The sequence below is a fragment of the Reyranella sp. genome (genome assembly GCF_004297405.1).
In the GTDB taxonomy this organism is placed as follows: Bacteria; Pseudomonadota; Alphaproteobacteria; order Reyranellales; family Reyranellaceae; genus Reyranella.
Genome location: NZ_SCVC01000021.1, coordinates 117,841 through 136,819 on the forward strand (window position 1 = coordinate 117,841; position 18,979 = coordinate 136,819).

General features: G+C 63.8%; 19 protein-coding genes. 11 read left to right on the forward strand and 8 right to left on the reverse strand.

Annotated features, from left to right (window positions below; translation table 11 throughout):
• Window positions 1–1,155, forward strand: coding sequence for an AAA family ATPase (locus EPO50_RS14215; RefSeq protein WP_296345803.1), 1,155 nt, complete (start codon window positions 1–3; stop codon window positions 1,153–1,155).
• A gap of 3 nt (window positions 1,156–1,158) precedes the next feature.
• Here the strand turns inward: EPO50_RS14215 and EPO50_RS14220 are convergent, their stop codons facing one another.
• The 4 genes from EPO50_RS14220 to EPO50_RS14235 form a co-directional block, all read right to left on the reverse strand.
• On the reverse strand, window positions 1,159–1,932 hold the full coding sequence (locus EPO50_RS14220; RefSeq protein WP_296345058.1) for a crotonase/enoyl-CoA hydratase family protein: 774 nt from the start codon (window positions 1,930–1,932) through the stop codon (window positions 1,159–1,161).
• Window positions 1,933–1,955: 23 nt separating this feature from the next.
• A complete protein-coding gene (locus EPO50_RS14225; protein ID WP_296345060.1) occupies window positions 1,956–2,960 on the reverse strand; it encodes a tripartite tricarboxylate transporter substrate binding protein in 1,005 nt (334 codons plus the stop codon).
• Between the two features lie 119 nt (window positions 2,961–3,079).
• A complete protein-coding gene (gene hemF, locus EPO50_RS14230) occupies window positions 3,080–4,003 on the reverse strand; it encodes an oxygen-dependent coproporphyrinogen oxidase (protein WP_296345062.1) in 924 nt (307 codons plus the stop codon).
• Window positions 4,000–4,458, reverse strand: coding sequence for a tRNA (cytidine(34)-2'-O)-methyltransferase (locus EPO50_RS14235; RefSeq protein ID WP_296345064.1), 459 nt, complete (start codon window positions 4,456–4,458; stop codon window positions 4,000–4,002). The genes hemF and EPO50_RS14235 overlap by 4 nt, the downstream gene beginning before the upstream one ends.
• Window positions 4,459–4,612: 154 nt before the next feature.
• On the opposite strand from EPO50_RS14235, the gene petA reads away from it, so the two are divergent.
• The 4 genes from petA to EPO50_RS14255 all read left to right on the forward strand — a co-directional run bounded on the left by petA (window position 4,613) and on the right by EPO50_RS14255 (window position 7,835).
• Window positions 4,613–5,179, forward strand: coding sequence for a ubiquinol-cytochrome c reductase iron-sulfur subunit (petA, locus tag EPO50_RS14240; RefSeq protein WP_296345067.1), 567 nt, complete (start codon window positions 4,613–4,615; stop codon window positions 5,177–5,179).
• Between the two features lie 44 nt (window positions 5,180–5,223).
• A complete protein-coding gene (locus EPO50_RS14245) occupies window positions 5,224–6,459 on the forward strand; it encodes a cytochrome b N-terminal domain-containing protein (RefSeq protein ID WP_296345069.1) in 1,236 nt (411 codons plus the stop codon).
• 5 nt (window positions 6,460–6,464) lie between these two features.
• Window positions 6,465–7,247, forward strand: a complete 783-nt coding sequence (locus tag EPO50_RS14250; protein ID WP_296345072.1) for a cytochrome c1 — start codon at window positions 6,465–6,467, stop codon at window positions 7,245–7,247.
• 186 nt (window positions 7,248–7,433) lie between these two features.
• Window positions 7,434–7,835 carry a hypothetical protein gene (locus tag EPO50_RS14255; protein WP_296345074.1) on the forward strand — a complete coding sequence of 134 codons (402 nt, stop codon included), beginning with the start codon at window positions 7,434–7,436 and terminating at the stop codon, window positions 7,833–7,835.
• A gap of 30 nt (window positions 7,836–7,865) precedes the next feature.
• On the opposite strand, the gene EPO50_RS14260 is transcribed toward EPO50_RS14255, so the two are convergent.
• From EPO50_RS14260 to EPO50_RS14270, 3 genes are read right to left on the reverse strand one after another with little or no spacing between them, the layout of a single operon-like run.
• Complete coding sequence (locus EPO50_RS14260) at window positions 7,866–8,771, reverse strand: CoA ester lyase (protein ID WP_296345076.1); 906 nt, start codon at window positions 8,769–8,771, stop codon at window positions 7,866–7,868.
• Window positions 8,768–10,003, reverse strand: a complete 1,236-nt coding sequence (locus EPO50_RS14265) for a CaiB/BaiF CoA-transferase family protein (RefSeq protein ID WP_296345078.1) — start codon at window positions 10,001–10,003, stop codon at window positions 8,768–8,770. The genes EPO50_RS14260 and EPO50_RS14265 overlap by 4 nt, the downstream gene beginning before the upstream one ends.
• A complete protein-coding gene (locus EPO50_RS14270; protein ID WP_296345080.1) occupies window positions 9,996–10,664 on the reverse strand; it encodes a dienelactone hydrolase family protein in 669 nt (222 codons plus the stop codon). Before EPO50_RS14270 ends, EPO50_RS14265 begins: the two co-directional genes overlap by 8 nt.
• 87 nt (window positions 10,665–10,751) lie before the next feature.
• Between EPO50_RS14270 and EPO50_RS14275 the strand changes: the two genes are divergently transcribed.
• The 5 genes from EPO50_RS14275 to EPO50_RS14295 all read left to right on the forward strand — a co-directional run bounded on the left by EPO50_RS14275 (window position 10,752) and on the right by EPO50_RS14295 (window position 15,519).
• On the forward strand, window positions 10,752–11,375 hold the full coding sequence (locus tag EPO50_RS14275) for an FMN-binding negative transcriptional regulator (protein ID WP_296345081.1): 624 nt from the start codon (window positions 10,752–10,754) through the stop codon (window positions 11,373–11,375).
• 143 nt (window positions 11,376–11,518) lie between these two features.
• Entirely contained in the window at window positions 11,519–12,445 is a 927-nt protein-coding gene (locus EPO50_RS14280; protein WP_296345804.1) for a tripartite tricarboxylate transporter substrate binding protein, read from the forward strand.
• Between the two features lie 76 nt (window positions 12,446–12,521).
• Complete coding sequence (locus tag EPO50_RS14285) at window positions 12,522–13,502, forward strand: tripartite tricarboxylate transporter substrate binding protein (protein WP_296345083.1); 981 nt, start codon at window positions 12,522–12,524, stop codon at window positions 13,500–13,502.
• Between the two features lie 30 nt (window positions 13,503–13,532).
• Entirely contained in the window at window positions 13,533–14,006 is a 474-nt protein-coding gene (locus EPO50_RS14290; protein WP_296345085.1) for a tripartite tricarboxylate transporter TctB family protein, read from the forward strand.
• A gap of 4 nt (window positions 14,007–14,010) precedes the next feature.
• On the forward strand, window positions 14,011–15,519 hold the full coding sequence (locus EPO50_RS14295) for a tripartite tricarboxylate transporter permease (protein ID WP_296345087.1): 1,509 nt from the start codon (window positions 14,011–14,013) through the stop codon (window positions 15,517–15,519).
• On the opposite strand, the gene EPO50_RS14300 is transcribed toward EPO50_RS14295, so the two are convergent.
• Entirely contained in the window at window positions 15,520–16,890 is a 1,371-nt protein-coding gene (locus EPO50_RS14300; RefSeq protein WP_296345089.1) for an esterase-like activity of phytase family protein, read from the reverse strand.
• Window positions 16,891–17,045: 155 nt separating this feature from the next.
• On the opposite strand from EPO50_RS14300, the gene EPO50_RS14305 reads away from it, so the two are divergent.
• Window positions 17,046–18,977 carry a PhoX family phosphatase gene (locus EPO50_RS14305; RefSeq protein WP_296345091.1) on the forward strand — a complete coding sequence of 644 codons (1,932 nt, stop codon included), beginning with the start codon at window positions 17,046–17,048 and terminating at the stop codon, window positions 18,975–18,977.
• Window positions 18,978–18,979 lie beyond the last annotated feature (2 nt).

Here is an 18,979-nt window from a genome sequence, read left to right on the forward strand (position 1 = left end):
ATCATCACGCGGCTTTGCATCTCGGGCTATCGCTCCCTGCGCGATGTTCGGCTGGAGCTGGGACCGCTCACGGTCGTCACCGGCGCGAACGGCAGCGGCAAATCCAGTCTCTATCGCGCGTTGCGGCTGCTGGCCGATGTTGCGCAAGGCCGGATCATCCAATCGCTGGCGATCGAAGGCGGTCTGCCTTCGGCACTGTGGGCCGGGCCGGAGGCGTTCTCCCGTGCCATGAAGGCGGGCAATCAGCCGGTGCAAGGTTTGGTGCGCAAAGGGCCGGTCAGCCTGAAGCTGGGTTTCGCTTCTGAAGAATATGGTTATGCCATCGATCTCGGCATTCCAGTGCCCGTGCCGAGATCGCGCTTCGGCCGCGATCCCGAGATCAAGTCAGAGGCTTTGTGGACCGGCGTCGTCCTGGGACGCGCCAATGTCTTTGCGCAGCGCAAAGGGCCGTATGTGAGCCTGCGTGATCAGGAAGGAAGCTGGCGGGCGGCCTACGACAAGCTCGCGTCCTATGACAGCATGCTGACCCATTGCAGCAATCCCGACGATGGCGCCGAGCTGCTGTTGATGCGCGAGCATATGCGCGGCTGGCGCTTCTACGATCACTTCCGCACCGACAGCGATGCGCCGGCGCGACGGCCGCAGATCGGCACGCGCACGCCGGTGCTGGCGGCCGATGGCGCCGACCTCGCGGCTGCCATTGCGACGATTCAGGAAGTGGGTGCGAACGACGAACTCGACGCGGCGATTGCGGATGCCTTTCCGGGCGGTTCGATCGACGTTCGCGACGCCGAGGGACTTTTCGAGATCGAGATGAACCAGCATGGATTGCTGCGCTCGCTCAGGACCTCCGAACTCTCGGACGGCACCTTGCGCTACCTTCTTCTGGTTGCTGCTCTGCTGTCGCCGCGGCCGTCTCCGTTGATGATCCTCAACGAGCCGGAGACCAGCCTGCATCCCGATCTGCTGGCGCCATTGGCGCGATTGATCGCCAAGGCCTCCGAGCATTCCCAGGTCATTGTCGTCTCGCACGCAGCGACGCTGGTTTCCGCCTTGCACAAGGCAGGCGCTCGCCAGATCGTGCTTACCAAGAAGTTGGGCGAGACGGTCGTTCCCGACGATGAACGACCGGCCTGGAACTGGCCGACACGCTGACAGTTATTGGCCGACGGCCTCGCCATGGCGGCCGACACCCTGCACGAAGCGTCCTGCACCGGACTGGAAGCCCTGCGCGAAAGCGGCCTTGCTGCCTTCGATCTCGAGACGAATGGCAGCGTCTTCCGGCAAGTCCCACTGCTTGATCAGCGAGTCGCGATCTGAAAGCATGGCGATCTGTGGCAGTCCGGCGAGTTCGTGCGCCAGCCGCTCGGCTTCCTGGCGCGCTTCGCCTGCCTTCACGAGGCGGTTCACGAGGCCGATCGCGTGTGCCTCTTTGGCGTCGACGGCGCGGCCCGTCAGCATCATGTCGAGGGCGCGGCTCTGGCCGATCAGACGCGGCAGGCGCACCGTGCAACCATTCGGCATCGGACCACCATAGCGGCGGCAGAACACACCGAAGACCGCCGTCTCGTCGGCGACACGCAGGTCGCACCAGACAGCCAGTGCAAGGCCCGCGGCGACCGCGTGGCCCGAGACGCCGGCGATGACCGGTTTCTTCAACATGCGCTGGGTGACGCCCTTGTCTTCGCCCGCCCAGCAGAAGCCGAGCGCGGCGCCGCTCGCCAGCTCCTTGAGGTCGGCGCCAGCACAGAAGGTGCTGCCCTGGCCGGTGAGAACGGCCACCTTAGCCGTCTCGTCGGCCTCGAAGGCCATGAAGGCATCGTGCAACGCCTTCACTGTCGCGACCGTGCAGGCGTTTCGCGCCGCCGGCCGGTTGATGATCACGGTCGTCACCGGGCCGTTGCGTTCGACCAGAACGTCATTGCTTGTCATGCCGCAACTCCCTTTACGTGCGATCAGTTGACGTCGAGCTTCAGCCCTTCCTTGTCGATGACACCCTTCCATTGCGCGATCTGGGCGGTGACGAACTGGGCGAACTGCTCGGGCGTTCCATAGGCCGGTGTGCTTGCCATGGTCGCGATGCGCTCCTTGGTCTTCGGGCTGTCGAGCCAGACCTTCATCTGGGCATTGAGCGAATCGACGATCGGCTTCGGCGTGCCAGCCGGGAGGAAGACGCCGAACCAGGTCGAGACGTCGAACGGCTTCAGCTCGGGCATGGTCTCGCAAATCGGCACCAGCTCGGGCGCCGCAGGACTCCGTTGTGCCGACGTCAGACCCAGTCCCCGGAGTTTGTTTGCGCGGATGAACTCGATGGAGGTGGTGAGATTGTCGAAGAAGAACTGCGTCACCCCCGCCGTCAAATCGGCGAGCGCCGGTGCGGCGCCTCGATAGGGGACGTGTTCGGCTTTGGTGCCGGTGAGCTGGAGGAACCAGGCGGCGCTGAGGTGCGGTGACTGGCCGGTGCCGGACGAGGCATAGGAGGCCTTGCCGTTCTGCGCTTTCAGCCAGGCGACGAATTCTGGAATGGTCTTGGCCGGCACTGATGGGTGAACGACCAGCACGTTGGGTGCGGTGATGGCGTTCGACACCGGGATCAGGCTCGCCGGTGTATAGGGCATGTTGCGATAGAGAGAGTAAGCAATCGCCTGCGGGCCGATATTGCCCATCAGGATGGTGTAGCCATCGGGCTTCGACTTCACGACTTCGGTCGAACCGATCACGCCACCGGCACCCGACTTGTTGTCGACGACACAGGACTGGCCCCACGCTTCCTGGAGATGGGCGGCCAGCAGACGGCCCATGATGTCCGTGCCGCCGCCCGGTGCAGCCGGAACGACGACGCGCACACCTTGAGTCGGTGTCCAAGGAGCTTGTGCGCGCGAGCTGGCTGGTAGCAGCGCGGCGGCCGGCAGTGCGCTAGCTGCGACCAGGGCAGCACGACGTGTAAGGTGACGAGTCATTGATTTCCTCCCGTTGTCATTTTCTCGTTGCTCTTCTCATGCGCCGGTCGAAGCGACATGGCACGCTCGATGAGAGATTTGTTCCGCCTTGTGGCAATTTTCAGTTCGGCGGGGCGCGATTACGGCCAGCGCACCTCCGGCGGCAGCGACATCAGGATCGCCTCGACATTGCCGCCGGTCATAAGGCCGAACTTGGTGCCGCGATCGTGGAGCAGATTGAATTCGACGTAGCGTCCGCGCCGCGTGAGCTGATGGGTACGCTCGGCCTCGGTCCAGGACTCGTTCATGTGGCGACGTACCAGCTTGGGATAGATATCGAGGAAGGCCGTACCGATATCACGCGTGAACGCGAAGTCACGCGCATGGTCGCCGCTGTCGAGATAGTCGTAGAAGATGCCGCCGACGCCGCGCGCCTCGTTGCGATGCGGCAGGAAGAAGTATTCGTCGCACCATTCCTTGAAGCGCTGATAGTAGGTCGCGTCGTGCGCGTCGCAGGCAGCGCGCAGCGTGGTGTGGAAATCTCTTGTATCCGGGGCATGCGGCACCATCGGCGTCAGATCGGCGCCACCACCGAACCAGCTCCGCGTGGTCACGATGAACCGCGTATTCATATGCACCGCCGGCACCTTGGGCGACTGCATGTGGGCGACCAGCGAGATGCCGGAGGCGAAGAAGCGCGGATCCTGGTTGGCGCCGGGGATCTGATTGCGGAACTCCGGGCTGAACTCGCCGAACACGGTCGAGACGTTGACGCCCACCTTTTCGAAGACTCGGCCGCGCATCAGCGCCATGGTGCCGCCACCACGGTCTTCGCCGTTCGGTCCCTTGTCGCGCTGCCAGGGCTTGCGCTCGAAGCGGCCTGCCGGCTTGTCGCGATGCGTGCCCTCGTGTTCAGCCTCGATCTTCTCGAAGGTGGCGCAGATCCTGTCGCGCAACCCTTCGAACCAGGTCCGCGCCTCGGTCTTGCGTTGGGTCACGGTCAGGTCGTCGGGCAGCGGAGAGGGGCCTTGGGGGCCGGTGGCGTGGCGGGCGGGCTGGGTCATGCGAGGTCTTGGAATCCCGAGGTCTGGCGAAGCGCCTCGCTCAATACCATCGCGCCTGCCAGCGCGACATTGAGCGAACGTGCGCCCTTTTTGAGCGGCACGCGGACCCTGAGCCCGGCTGCGTCATGCACGTCGGCCGGAACGCCGGCGCTCTCGCGGCCGAGCAGCAGGATGTCGTCAGCCTCGAAGCGGGCCTGAGGCAGGGGGACGGCGCCAGCCGTGGTCAGCAGGACGAGCCGTCCGCCGGGCCGATCTCGCTGGAACGCCGCCCAGGAAGCGTGCCGAACCAGGGTCGCCAGATCGTAATAGTCCATGGACGCCCGCCGCATCCGCTTGTCGTCGACCGGGAAGCCGCAGGGTTCGATGATGTGCAGTGGGACGTCTAGGCACGCCGAGAGGCGGATGAAGGCACCAAGGTTCTGCGGGATGTCGGGCTCGAAGAGGGCCAGTTGCATGGCCCTTGTATCCTCGTCCGCGTCGCGGAAGCCCGATGCGGCACGCTGTCACAGAACGCCGCCTTTCGGGACTGCGACCAACAGAGCCTTGAAACATAAGGGGCTTTCGCGGTTTAAAGGCCCCATCTCCTCGGGGGGATGGAAGAGAGAAATCATGGCGTCTTCAAGCATTCCAGCTGGCGGGCACAGCGACCCGACCCGGCGCGACTTCCTCATGGTCGCGACGGGCGCCCTTGCCGGCGTCGGTGCAGCGGCCACCGCGTGGCCCTTCATCAACAACCTCAATCCCGCCGCCGACACGCTCGCGCTGTCGACCATCGAGGTGAACGTCACCCCGATCCAGGTCGGCCAGGCTGTCACCGTGAAGTGGCGCGGCAAGCCGGTATTCATCCGGCACCGCACGCCGGAAGAGATCAAGGAAGCCGAGGCGGTGCCGCTGTCGGCCCTGCCAGATCCGCAGACCGACAATTCGCGTGTCACCGACACTGCCAAGAAGGTCCGCCCGGAATGGCTGATCATGATCGGTGTCTGCACCCATCTCGGCTGCGTGCCGCTCGGCAACAAGCCGGGCGACCCGAAGGGCGAGTACGGTGGCTGGTTCTGCCCCTGCCACGGCTCGAGCTACGACACGTCTGGACGCATTCGTAAGGGACCGGCACCGAAGAACCTCGTGGTTCCAGAGTACCTGTTCTCGACCGATAGCCTCGTTCGCATCGGCTGATCGACGTCGATCGCCCGCCACTGATCTCGCTGGAGTTCACAGCAATGGCTTCGTCACACGGCACGCCGCCGGTCTTCAATAACAAGGTGGTCGCCTGGATCGATCACCGCCTGCCGATCTTCTCGTATATCGAGAAGGAGTATCACACCTTCCCGACGCCCCGGAATTTCAACTACTTCTGGAATTTCGGCGCGATCGCCACGGTGATGCTGGTCCTCATGATCGCGACGGGCATTGTGCTGGCGACCAACTACACGCCGCATGTGCTGATGGCCTTCGACTCGGTGGAGCGTATCGACCGTGACGTGCCGCAGGGCTGGCTGATCCGCGACCTGCATATGAACGGCGCGTCGTTCTTCTTCATCGCCGTCTACATTCATATCTTCCGCGGCATGTACTACGGCTCCTACAAGGCGCCGCGCGAACTGCTGTGGATCCTGGGTGTCGTCATTTTCCTGCTGATGATGGCCACGGCCTTCATGGGCTACGTGCTGCCGTGGGGCCAGATGAGCTTCTGGGGCGCCACCGTCATCACCAACCTGTTCTCCGCCATCCCGGTGGTCGGCGAGTCGATCGTGACCTGGCTGTGGGGCGGCTTCGCCGTCGACAACCCGACGCTCAACCGCTTCTTCGCCCTGCACTACCTGCTGCCGTTCGTCATCGTGGCCGTCGTGGCGCTGCACGTCGTGGCGCTGCACATCCACGGCTCGAACAACCCGACCGGCATCGACCCGAAGGGCCCGCAGGACACCGTTCCCTTTCATCCGTACTACACGATGAAGGACGGCTTCGGCGTGATGGTCTTCCTGATCATCTATGCCGCCTTCGTCTTCTTCGCGCCCGACTACATGGGCCATCCGGACAACTACATCCCGGCCGACCCGCTGGTGACACCGGCGCATATCGTGCCCGAATGGTACTTCCTGCCGTTCTACGCGATCCTGCGCGCCATTCCGGACAAGCTCGGCGGCGTGCTCGCCATGTTCGGCGCCATCGCCGTGCTGTTCATCCTGCCCTGGCTCGACACCTCGCGCGTCCGGTCGGCCACGTTCCGGCCGATCTACAAGTGGTTCATGATGGTGCTGGTGGTCGACGTGATCGTCCTGGGCTTCTGCGGCGCCAACCCGCCGGAAGGCTTCTGGGTGCCGCTGTCGCAGCTCGCCACGCTCTATTACTTCTTCCACTTCCTCATTCTGCTGCCGGTCTTGGGCAAGATCGAACGGCCGTTGCCATTGCCGCCCAGCATCGCCGACGCGGTGCTCAAGAAGAAGGCGGTGTAAGAGCCATGCGTAAGCTACTTGCCACGGGTGCCATCGCACTCGCAGCCCTCGCCACCGGCGCGGTCGCTATCGCGGCCGGCACGACGGAGCAGCCGCCACAGAAGAAGTGGCATTTCCAGGGGCCGTTCGGCACGTTCGATCGCGCGGCCGCCCAGCGCGGCTATCAGGTCTATCAAGAGGTCTGCGCGGCCTGCCATTCGCTGCAGCTCCTGGCCTATCGCAACCTGATGGAACTCGGTCTTACCGAGAACCAGGTGAAGGATCTGATCAAGGACATCACCGTCCCCGATCTCAACGATGACGGCCAGCCGATCGACCGGCCCGCCCGCCCGTCGGACCGCTTCAAGAAGCCGTTCCCGAACCAGGCTGCCGCCGCTGCCGCCAATAACGGCAAGGCGCCGCCCGACCTCAGCGTCATCGTCAAGGCGCGCGCGGATGGCCCGAACTACCTCCACGGCCTGCTCACCGGCTATGTCCCCTACGACAAGCTGACGCCCGAGCAGATCAAGGAGTTCGCAGTCACCAAGGACGACAACTTCAACAAGTACTTCCCGGGCCACAAGATCGCCATGGCGGCGCCGCTGGCGGACGACAAGGTGACCTACGCCGACGGCACCAAGGCAACGACCGACCAGGAAGCATCCGACGTCGTCGAGTTCCTGGCTTGGGCGTCCGAGCCGCACATGGAAGACCGCAAGCGCACGGGCGTGCGGGTCATCCTGTTCCTGCTGGCGCTGGCGGGATTCATGTACGCCGTGAAGCGTATGGTGTGGTCCGACAAGCACTGAGGTTCAGCACCTCTCGAATAGCAAAGCCCCATACTTCAGGTATGGGGCTTTTTCTTTGGGTGTCGGTCCTTATCGAAGGATGAGGAAACCATGCGAACCGATAATTCACCGATCGTGCGACTACACCCTTGATCGCCGGGGTGTTCATCCTACTTCCAAGTGACGTCCACTACCCAGGAGGGCGTCATGTGTGACTACTCGTTGGAGCTTTATCGTTCACGTCCTGCGACTGAAGACGAGCAATACACGCTTCGCCGCTTCCCCAGCGGCACCATGGGCTTCACGGCCGCCCGCGACTGCGAAACCGCCGTGTGCATCCCAGCCGATGCCCGGCTGCGGCTGGAAGGTATCGGTGAGGCCGTGCAGCAGGCCTACGCTGTAGGGCAGACCGAGGAAGTGGTGATGACACGCGTGGAAGGCGGCGCCTACGCGCACAAGGATGCCGTGAAGTTCTCGAACGGTAGGGAAGTTCTGCTTCAGAGCTTCAATGCCGGCGTCACGGCCGAGGTCATTGCCTTCACATCTGATCTTACGGACGTTACCGAAGTCCGTCGTTGGCGGTCGCCAGCCGATCTGGTCGACGCCTGAGCAAACACCCTATGAGCTCAGGAGGGCGATCTAAGCCTTCCTGAGCCGGCGGTGTTCGATGGCTTCGTAGCGTTGGATCAGGCGACGAGCCCGGTCGATTACCGGGATGTCGATCATTTTGCCATCGACTGAGAAAGAGCCGCGGCCCTCAGCTGCGGCTTTCTCGTCGGCCGCGATCAGCTTGCGGGCATAAGCCACTTCTTCGGCCTCCGGCGTGAAAGCCTCGTTGAGCGCCTGCACGAGGCCGGGGTGAATGCAGGTGCCGCCGGAGAAGCCGAAACGGCGCGCCCGGACGGCGCTCTTCTTGTAGGCCTCGGGGTCGGAGTAATCGGCGACGGTACCCAGGATGCCGATCATGGCAACGCCGTGTGCCTGCGCGGCGAAAGCCACCATGCGCTTGGGCATCTCGAGCGTCTCGTCGCCCGGCACTGACCCGGTTTCCAGGGCGAAGTCCTCGCCGCCCAGCATCATGACGATAACGCGGGGGCCGCGCTCGGCAATGTCGTGCAGCTCAGTGAGAGCGCGCGGATGTTCGATCATGGCGCCGAAACCCACGCTGCCCACCGGCATGCCGCGCTCGCGCTCCAGCTCGGTCACCATCTCGTCGAGCAGTCGCAGATGCTGCACGCCTTCGGTTTTTGTAATGAAGAGCGCCGAAAGACCTGGCCGGACGGCGGCCTCGATGTCGGGAATGGCGAGACGCAGCGGCCGGTTGATGCGCACCGCGACGTCGGCGCCGCTCTGCGCCACCTTCTTCATCGTCTCGGCCAGCATGGCACGAGCCTCCGGCTTCTGCGCTGGCTGGACGCTGTCTTCGAGATCGACCAGCACGCAGTCCGCGCCACGCTCATGCGCCTTGTCGATGAACTTCGGCACATTGCCTGGCACATAGAGGATCGAACGCCAGACAGGTGGAGCGGGGCGGTGGACGGTCACTTCTTCTTTCCTTTGGAGATGGCGCCCGAAGCACAAAGCCGATCGTACTCGGCTGCCCCCAGCAGTGGCTTCAGCAGCTCCTCATTGTGCTGGCCGATCCTCGGCGCGGCGCTCTTCAACGCACCGGGTGTGCCGGAGAGCCGCGGCACGACAGAATGTGTCGGCAGTTCGCCCATATCCTCGTCGGGAATCTCGATCAGCGCTTCGCGCTCCAGCACGTAGGGATCCTGCACGATCTGCGAGATGTCGTTGACCGGGCCAATGGTAACGCCAGCCTCGTCGAAGTACTTCAGGTTCTCCTCGAGATCGCGCGCGGCGATGAAGCCACCGATGATCTCGTCGAGCTCGATGCCGTTCTTTACGCGCTCGATGTTGGTCGCGAAGCGTGGATCCTTCACCAGTTCGGGCCGGCCGATCTTCACCAGCACGCGTTCGGCCATGCCCTGCGTCGAGGCCGAGAGGCAGACCCAGTGGCCGTCCTTCGTTTGATAGACGTTGCGCGGCGCCGCATTGGTCGAGCGGCTGCCGGTGCGCACTTTCACGTCGCCGGTGAGCTTGTGGTTGGCGGCCTGCGGGCCAAGCATCGAAAACAGCGGATCGAACAGCGGCAGGTCGAGCGTCTGGCCCTTGCCGCCGTTCATCTCGACCTCGCGCAACGCCACCATCACGGCGCCATAGCCGTTGAGGGCGGCCATGCAATCCGCGAGATACATCGGCGGCAGCACCGGCTCTCGATCGGCGAAGCCATTCATCGAGGCAAAGCCGCTGTAGCCTTCGATCAGGGTGCCGAACCCCGGCTTGTGGCGGTAGCGGCCGTCCTGGCCCCAGCCGGAAATGCGCAGGATCACCAGCTTGGGATTGATCTCGTGCAGCTCGGCGGGCGAGAGCCCCATATCCTCCATGACGCCCGGCCGGAAACTCTCGACCAGAATCGCGGCCGACTTCGCCAGCTCGCGCACGATGGTGCGGCCGGCGTCGGATCGCAGATCCAAGGCCACGCTCTTCTTGTTGCGGCTATAGACCTTCCACGCCGTCTCGACGCCCTTGACCCGCCAGGAGCGCAAGGTGTCGCCTTCCGGCGGTTCGATCTTGATGACCTCGGCGCCGAAGTCGGCGAGCTGCAAGGTCAGCACATTGCCGGCGACCAGCCGAGACAGATCGACGACGCGGACCCCGTTCAGGGGGCCGCGTGCGCCGGGCTCGAAGGTCTTTTGGGAAGGTTTCCTAGCCAACGTGCTTGGCCATGAACGCCAGGGTGCGTTCATAGGCTTGCTTGGAGGCCGCAGCGTCGTAGCTGCCGCGCTCGTCGCAATGGAAGCCGTGGTCTGCCGGATAGTCGAAGATCTGCACGCCGGGATGAAGTTTGCGCAGCTCGTTCACATGCTCCATCGGGATGTGCATGTCCTTGTCGCCGAAATGCATCATCGTCGGCACGGTGGGCTTTTCGGTCCGCGTGCCATGGATGCCGCCGCCGTAGTAGGCGATCGCCGCATCCGGCTTGAGCCGCGTCGCCGACAGCCAGGTGATGGTGCCGCCCCAGCAGAAGCCGGTGACGCCGACCTTCTTGGCGCCGCGCTTCTTCAGCTCGGCGATGGCGGCGTCGACGTCCTGCACTGGCTTGTCGAGGCCGAGTTCCGTCACGTACTTGCGGCCTTCGGCGATCGTGTCGGGCGTATAGCCGAGCTCGACGCCGGTCTTGATATGGTCGAAGAAACGCGGCGCCAGCGCGATATACCCGTCGGCCGCGAACTTGTCGGTCACGGCGCGGATGTGATGGTTGACGCCGAAAATTTCCTGGATGACGACGATGCCACCTTTGGCGGTGCCGGCCGGAGTCGCGAGATAGGCGCCGATTTCGCCGGCGGCTGACTTAAGTCGAATATCTTCGCCCATGAAAATTCCTCCTCGTTGCGGGCGGCATTGGACATGGTAATGCGACCGGGTTCAACCATTCAGCCGAACCCGCCGGAGAGGCGCGCCATGTACATCCCGAAACATTTCGAAGGCGACGATGCCATCGGCCGCGAGATCATGCTGGCTCATAGCTGGGCGCTACTGATGACCGCCGGCGACGACGGCGCGCCTGTGGCCACGCATCTGTCTCTGCTCTGGCAGAACGACGATACACCGCATGGATCGTTGGTCGGACACATGGCGCGTGCCAACGCACATTGGAAGCTGTTCGAGCGCAACGCCGATTCGCTGGCGTTGTTTTGGGGGCCGCACGCTTATGTTTCACCCACCTGGTATGCGCCGGGTGTGAAAGTGCCGACATGGAACTACGTCACGGTCCACGCCTATGGTCGGCCGCAGGTGATCGAGGATACCCAAGGCGCACTCGACGTCCTCACCAAGCTTGCTACAGCTTATGAAGGCGCAGGCGATGATTCCTGGAGCCTGCGCCGTTTGCCGCCGGGCAATGCCGAAGCACAGACCAAAGGCATCGTCGCGTTTCGCATGGCGCTGTCGCGGGTCGAAACGAAGATCAAGCTCAGCCAGAATCGTGACCTTGAAGATCGTAAACGCGTGATCGAGAAACTCGAAACGAGCGAGAGTCAGGACGCGCAGGCGACCGCGGCGTGGATGAAGCGCGTCTTACCGTAGCAGTCGGACTGCGATGCCTTTACTTCGACCAAACCATCGTACAGGTTGCCGAAAGATTTCAGTTGGAGGGAAACAAAATGGCTATGCGTCGTCGCGGTATCGTTAAAGGTGGCCTGGGCACGGTGATCGCTGCCGGTGTCGGAATGCCGCTTTACCTGCCAGCGGCGCGCGCACAGACCTATCCCAGCAAGCCCATCACCTTCATCGTGCCGTGGCCGGCCGGTGGTTCGAGCGACATCACCCTGCGCGCCATGTGTGAATCGGCGAGCAAGGTGCTGGGCCAGCCTTTCCAGGTCGACAACAAAGGTGGCGCAGCAGGCACGCTCGGTCCGGCAACGATGGCTGCCACCGCCAAGCCCGACGGCTACACGATCGCCCAGCTTCCGATCTCGGTGTTCCGTCTTCCGGTGATGCAGAAGACCGCCTTCGATCCGATGAAGGACTTCACCTACATCTCGCATCTCAGCGGCTACACCTTCGGCGTCACCACGGCGGCCGACCAGCCCTTCAAGACGTTCAAGGAAGTCATCGAGTTCGCCAAGGCCAACCCGGGCAAGGTGACCTACGGCACGCCGGGCGCCGGTACGTCCCTGCATATCGGCATGGAGCGGATCGCTGCCCAAGCCGGCATCAAGTGGACCCAGGTTCCCTTCAAGGGCGGCGCGGAAACCAATGCCGCCGTGCTGGGCAAGCACACGACCTTGCAGGCTGACTCCACCGGCTGGAAGCCGCTGGTCGATGGCGGCCAGCTCCGGCTGCTCTGCGTCTGGACGGAGAAGCGCACCAAGAACTGGCCGGACGCGCCGACGCTGAAGGAGCTGGGTTTCGACATGGTGTTCGATTCGCCGTTCGGTATCGGCGGTCCGAAGAACATGGACCCGGCCGTGGTCAAGAAGATCGACGATGCCTTCAAGGTGGCGCTCGAGGACAAGGCCGTGATCGCCACCCTCGAGAAGTACGACATGATCCCGCGTTACATGACGACGGCCGCCTACGACAAGTTCGCCCGCCAGCTTTATCTCGAGGAAAAGGCAGTGATCGAGAAGCTCGGCCTCGCAGCCAAGAGCTGAACGGCGAGGGCGAACAACGACAACAAAAATACTAATCGCGATAACAACGAAACGGCCCCGGGAGGAGCCAACCATCATGCGTCGTCGTTCACTTATGGTCTCATCGGGCGCGGTCGCCGCCGGCGTCTTCGCCCCGTCCATCCTTCGCGCGCAAGGCGCGAAGGATTTCCCTAACAAGCCGATCACCTTGATCATGCCGTGGCCGGCCGGCAGCGGTGTCGATCTCTGGCATCGCGCCATGGGGGATGCGGCCGCCAAGATCCTCGGTCAGCCGGTGATCATCGACAACCGCACCGGCGGTTCCGGCACGAGCGGCCCTGCCAGCATGGCGGCCGGCGCCAAGCCCGACGGCTACACGATTTCGCAGATGCCGGTGACGATCTTCCGTCTGCCGCACATGCAGAAGACGCCCTACGATCCGATGAAGGACTTCACCTGGATCCTTCATACCTCGGCCTACACGTTCGGCGTCGTGGTGCGGGCGGATTCGCCGATCAAGACCTTCGCCGACGTGATCGAGTTCGCGAAGGCCAATCCCGGCAAGTTCACTTACGCCACGCCGGGCGCGGGCAGCTCGCTGCACATCGGCATGGAGCAGATCGCGCAGAAGGCCGGCGTGAAGTTCACCCACGTGCCGTTCAAGGGCGGTCCCGAGGGCTGGGCTGCCCTCGAAGGCGGCCATGTCATGGCCGACGCCGATGCCACCGGCTGGGCGCCGATGGTTGATTCGGGCAAGTTCCGCCTGCTCTGCATCTGGACGCAAGAGCGCAACGCGCGTTGGCCCAATGTGCCGACGCTCAAGGAAGTCGGGTTCGACCTCACGCTCGATTCGCCGTTCGGCCTCGCCGGTCCCAAGGGCATGGATCCGGCCGTGGTGCAGAAACTGCACGATGCGTTCAAGGCGGCGCTCGACGATCCCAAGGTGGTCGAGCTGCGCGTCAAATATGACTATCCCAAGCGCTACATGAACACGGCCGACTATGCCAAGTTCGCCAAGCAGCAATATGACGAGCAGCGTGTGGTGGTCGACCAGCTCGGGCTCGCCAAGAAGAGCTAGATCGAGAGAAGAGAGGAAGACGTCCTGACGATGGTGCGGCGTGCTGAGTTCTGGGGTGGTCTGTTCTGGCTGGCCTTCGGCGTCTTCGTCACCTGGCAAGGCTGGCTGCTCGAGCTCGGTAGCCTGCGCGAGCCGGGTTCGGGTTTCGTCTTCTTCTGGCTCGGCCTGCTGATCTCGGCCCTGGCGATTTCGATCGCCCTTAACGGTGTGCGGGGCAAAGGACCGCTGCTCGGTGAGCTGTGGCAGGGGGCACGTTGGCGCAACGTGCTCCTCGTGATCCTGGCGCTCATTGCCTTCGGCTTCCTGTTCGAGCAACTGGGCTTCGTCATCTGCAGCCTGGCGCTGCTGCTCTTCCTGATGACATTCGTCGATCCCGTGAAGCCTGTGCTCTCCATCCCGATCTCGATCGTGGCGGCGGTCGGCGTCTGGTACGTCCTCGAAAAGGTCCTGTTGGTCCAGCTTCCGAAGGGAAGCTGGCTCGAAGGCCTGCCATTGCTGGGCTGAACACATGGAAGTTGTTGCTGGCCTGGCTCAGGGTTTCGCGGTCGCCTTCGACCCCATTAACCTTCTCTATTGTTTCATCGGCGTCTTCATCGGCACCCTGGTCGGCGTGCTGCCCGGCATCGGGCCGATCTCGGCCATGTCGCTGCTGCTACCGGTCACGCTCTCCGGGACGCCCGAGTCCGGCATCATCATGATGGCCGGTATCTACTACGGCTCCATGTATGGCGGCTCGACCACGGCCGTACTGGTGAACATTCCGGGCGAGGCGGCCTCGGTCGTTACCTGCCTCGATGGTCATGAGATGGCCAAGCGCGGTCGCGCCGGCCCGGCGCTGGGCATCGCCGCCCTCGGCTCCTTCGCTGCCGGCACCTTCGCCATCATCGCGCTGATGCTGGTGGCGCCGATCCTGGCCAAGGTCGCCGTGGCGTTCGGTCCGCCGGAATATTTCAGTCTGATGGTGCTCGGTCTCACCATCCTGTCGTTCCTGACGCAGGGGTCGATGGCCAAGGCGCTGCTGATGGCGGCGGTCGGCGTGGTGATCGGCCTGGTGGGCTTGGACCAGATCAATGCCATGCCGCGTCTGACCTTCGATCGCTTGGAGCTGGTCGACGGCATCGGCCTCGTGCCGGTGGTCATGGGCCTGTTCGGCGTCGCCGAGATCCTGAGCAACATCGAGCAGCAGATCCGCCGCGACATCGTGCAGTCGCGCATCGGCAGCCTGTGGCCTTCGCGCGAGGACCTGAAGGCGAGCGCCGGTCCGATCGGGCGTGGGACGCTCCTCGGGTTCCTGCTGGGTGTGCTGCCGGGTGGCGGCGCGGTGATCTCCTCCTTCGCCTCCTACGCCATCGAGAAGAAGCTTTCGCGCACGCCCGAGCGGTTCGGCAAGGGCGCCATCGAAGGCGTGGCGGGACCGGAAGCGGCCAACAACGCGGCGGCCGGCGGTGCCTTCATTCCGCTGATGACGCTCGGCATCCCGCCCAACGTCATCATGGCGCTGCTGCTGGGTGCTTTCATCATCCACGGCCTGCAGCCTGGGCCGCTGATGATGAGCCAGAATCCGGGGATCTTCTGGGGCATCATCGCCAGCATGTATGTCGGCAACATCATGTTGCTGGTGCTGAACATGCCGTTGATCGGCATGTGGGTGCAGGTACTGAAGGCGCCCTACAAGATCCTGTTCCCGTTGATCCTGATGTTCTGCATCGTCGGCGTCTTCGCGTCGGGCAATGCGGTGTTCGACGTGTTCGTGATGATCACCACCGGCGTGCTGGGCTACCTGATGCGCAAGTTCGGCTACGAGGCGGCGCCGCTGGTGCTGGCCTTCGTGCTTGGCCCGATGCTGGAGAACAACCTGCGCAAGGGGCTGATCCTGAGCGAGGGCAACTTCGACATCTTCGTCACCCGCCCGATCTCGCTGGCCTGTCTGGCCGTAGCGGCCCTGCTGCTCTTGGCGCCGCTCCTTCCCGCGCTCCGCAAGAAGCGCGAGAAGGTGGCACTCGACGTGACCGAGTAGCTACTTCGCCTGCAGGAGGTCGGTGACCTTCAGCAGGATGAGCTCGTTATCGTCCGACTTGCCGAGCGCGCGACCCGACGAGAAGGGCAGGTTGTTGTCGTTGCCGACGATGATGCGGTCGCCGTCGATGATGTCGACATTCTCGATGGTGAAGAACGGGAAGGTGAGCTTGCCGTCCTTTCCGCCCTGACGGGCGACCTTGTTCGGGTCCTGGATATCCATCAGGTCGATGTAGCCCATCTTCTTCACGAAGCCGTCGGCATCGGCCTGGCCAAGATCGACCTTGTAGATGCGCTTGAACTTCGCTGGCACGTTGAAGCAATCGGGCTTCGGCGCCCCCGCGGGGCAAGCCTGCGCCGCATCGCCTTCGGTGTCGTCGCGCTCGATGATCAGGCCGCTATTGGCGTCGATCAGGTTGAAGTCGCCGATCGAATTAGTCGGTGCGTCGAGGGCGTACTTGTAGCTCTTGCCGGTGTACTCGCCCTTGGCGGTGTCGAACTCGAGGATGCGCAGGTAGCGCTTGCCGTCTTTCGCTTCGAGTTCGCCGGCCTCGGTCACCAGCGGGCCTTCGAGAAGGGGATAGAGGAACTTGCCGTCGGGCGAGGCGGCCATGCCCTCGAAGCCCTTGCTGCGCCGGACCTCGAACTTTACCGGACCGGGCGCGCCCGGCATGACGACTGCCGGATGATCGGGTGACCGCACTGGCTTGCCGTCGACCTTGGTCTCGACGACCTGCAGGACCTTGCCGTTGCGGTCGGTTTTGATCAGGAACGGGCCGAACTCATCACCGAACCACAGCGTGTCGCCGATCGGCTGGATCGACTCGATGTCGAAGTCCGAGCCAGTCAGGTAACGCTTGGGCGTGTTCTCGTTGACGATGCGGAACGGCACCTTGCGATCGGGATCGTGCAGGAAGGTGGTGGAGACCCGCTCGACGGCGCCGCTCTTCCAGTCGGGCTTCAGCACATGGAACATCAGCATGGCGTCGGGCGAGTTGGCCTTGGACCCGAAGCCATTGTCGGTCAGCGTGAGGAAGCTGCCGTCCTTCAGGTTCTTGATGCCCGACAGGCCCTGCACCGGCTGACCCTTGAGCGGCAGGCTAAGGCCGGTGGGGCGGGGCGCGGCCTTGTCCGACAGGGCGGAGAAGGCCTGGACGCTCTCGGGCGTGTCCACGCGCTGTCCTGCCGGCCCGGCATAGCGGCCGGAAATCTGCAGTTCCTGCGGCGCATCGGCCGGCGCCGGCACCAGGGTCATCGCCGGCAGCACAACATGGCCTTCCAGCGTCGCCGGAAACTTGGTCTGAGCTGACGCGGGGAAGGCGGCCAGCATGAGAGCTGCCAGGGAGGCGCCGAGAAGCAGGTTTGTTCGCATGTTTTTCTCTTCAGAGGATGTGACGTCTGCCTGCTACAGACATCGCGCTACGGTTTGCTGACGGTCCTTGTGGATCGTGCCGCGTGGCGGCCAAGATCGTAATGGAAACGACATCTTTGGCCGCTACCCAGATGGCCTGCTGTCCAGGAGATTGCATGAGTGCCCCCAAGGACGACTTCATCGATCCCGACGATGTCGGCGTGAATGTCAGCGGCGAGCCCTCGATTGGCGAGCTGATCGAGCGGCGTCTCAATCGGCGCGATGCGCTACGCGGATTCGCCGGCCTCGGCGCGGTTGCCGCACTCGGCAATCCTTTCAGCGTGTCGACGGCGGAGGCGCAGGCGGCCGGTCCGTCGTCGCTCACCTTCAAGGAGCTGGCTCACACGCTCGACGCGACGCAGCACGTGTCCGAAGGCTACGACATGCAGGTGCTGATCCGCTGGGGCGATCCAATCCTCGCCGGTGCGCCGGCCTTCGATCCAGCGGAGCTTACGGCTGCGGCTCAGGAAAAGCAGTTCGGCTACAACAACGACTATCTCGGCCTCTATCCGGTGCCGGCCGGCAGCGGCAGCGGCGACCGCTTCCTGATGGTCGCCAACCACGAATACACTAATCCCAACCTGATGTTCGCGGGCCTTGGCAGCGGCAGAGATGCCGCTCTGAAGGCCTCGAAGGAACAGGTCGCCATCGAGATGGCGTCCGTTGGCGGCGCGGTCATCGAGATCGCGCGCGACGGCAGTGGCTGGAAGGTGGTGCCCGACAGCAAGTTCGCGCGCCGCATCACCGCCACGACAGCGATGGAATTCTCCGGTCCGGCCGCCGGTCACGACAAGCTCAAGACTTCGGCCGATCCGGCCGGCACCAAGGTTTTCGGCACGTTCGGCAATTGTGCGGGCGGCAGCACGCCGTGGGGCACGTGGCTGACCTGCGAGGAAAACTTCAACTTCTACTTTGGCGGCGACCCGGCGAAGCTGGCGGATGCCGAACTCGCCAAGCGCTATGGCGTCGGCCGGGCGGCCAATGCCTGGAGCAGGCATGTCGATCGCTTCGACTTCGACAAGGAGCCGAACGAGCCTAACCGGTTTGGCTGGGTGGTCGAGATCGATCCCTACGATCCCACCTCGACGCCAATCAAGCGCACCGCACTCGGCCGCTTCAAGCACGAGGGTTGCACCTACGCTCTCGCCAAGGATGGGCGGGTGGTCTTCTACAGCGGCGACGACGAGCGCTTCGAGTATGTCTACCGGTTCGTCACTTCCAGGCCGTGGAATCCCAACGACCGAGCCGCGAACAAGAACCTGCTGGACGACGGCACGCTGTCGGTCGCACGTTTCAACGCTGACGGAAAAGTCGAATGGCTGCCGCTTGTCCAGGGGCAGGGGCCACTGACCGCGGAGAATGGCTTTGCGACTCAAGGCGATGTTCTAGTGAAGACGCGGCTCGCCGCCGATCTCCTGAAGCCCACACCAATGGACCGGCCGGAGGACATCGAAACCAATCCCGTGAACGGCCGCGTCTACGTCGTGTTGACCAATAACGGTCTGCGCAAAGCCGACCAGGTCGACAGGGCCAATCCGCGAGCGGTCAACGATCACGGCCACATTCTGGAGATCGCGCCCAAGGACGGCGACCACGCGTCCGCCGAAGGGACGTGGTCGATCTTCCTGCTGGCCGGTAAGCCCGGGCAGGATGCCGGCGCGCGCTACCATCGCGCGACGTCTGATAACGGCTGGTTGAGCTGCCCCGACAACATCGCCTTCGACAGCAAAGGGCGTATCTGGATCGTGACCGACGGTGCCCCGAGCGCCGCGGGTGTCGCCGACGGCGTCTATGGCGCCGATACGACGGGCTTCGGACGGGCCCTCACACGTTGCTTCTATCAGGCTCCGACTGGTGCCGAGGTGTGCGGGCCGATCTTCACACCGGACGACAGCACGCTCTTCCTCGCCATCCAGCATCCCGGCGAGGACAGGGGATCGACGTTCGAGAAGCCCTCGACGCGCTGGCCCGACTTCAAGGACAACACGCCGCCGCGCCCCTCGGTGATCGCTATCACTAGGAAGGGCGGCGGGACGATCGGGTCCTGATA